Origin of the sequence: Pseudoalteromonas sp. BSi20311 (assembly GCF_000239875.1) — a bacterium.
GTDB lineage: Bacteria > Pseudomonadota > Gammaproteobacteria > Enterobacterales > Alteromonadaceae > Pseudoalteromonas.
Window position 1 is genome coordinate 1 of sequence record NZ_BADU01000125.1, and the last position, 476, is coordinate 476.

At 40.3% G+C, this 476-nt stretch carries 1 pseudogene; it reads right to left on the minus strand.

From position 1 onward, the window contains the following. Positions 1-372 (minus strand): annotated as a pseudogene (locus tag P20311_RS19320) (IS982 family transposase); the annotation flags it as partial. Positions 373-476: the final 104 nt, after the last annotated feature.

Here is a 476-nt window from a genome sequence, read left to right on the forward strand (position 1 = left end):
GATGATGTGACACACTTCTATTTTAGTGGAGTCAACAAATTGTATACCTGTGGGCTTGCCAAGTTTTGATGTGAGGTAACTGCACATCGGAACCACCACACTAGGCATAAGCGCGAGAAACCTTGCGTAACTCAGCAACTCTGGAAAATAGGCTTTAAGTTGACGGCAAACATAGTGAAGGTAGTAGTTTTTGAAATCTCTGTAATGTGACTGGTGAAAATGGATGATAATAGTCATCACCTCTGACGGAGATAAGCGGCATGCTCTTCGACGTTTAATTTCACCATTTTCGAGCAATATACGCTGCCAGCTTGGGAAAAATAACTTTGAAAAATCATCGACATCACAGTACGTTTCAACTAACTTGTTCATGCTCGTTCCTTTTTGTTCTAATCACTCTTGGTCGAATGATCGGATCATGGAACGAGCATTTAGTTCCTTTAAATTAGTAATTTCTTATCCGCAGCTCAGGTTAA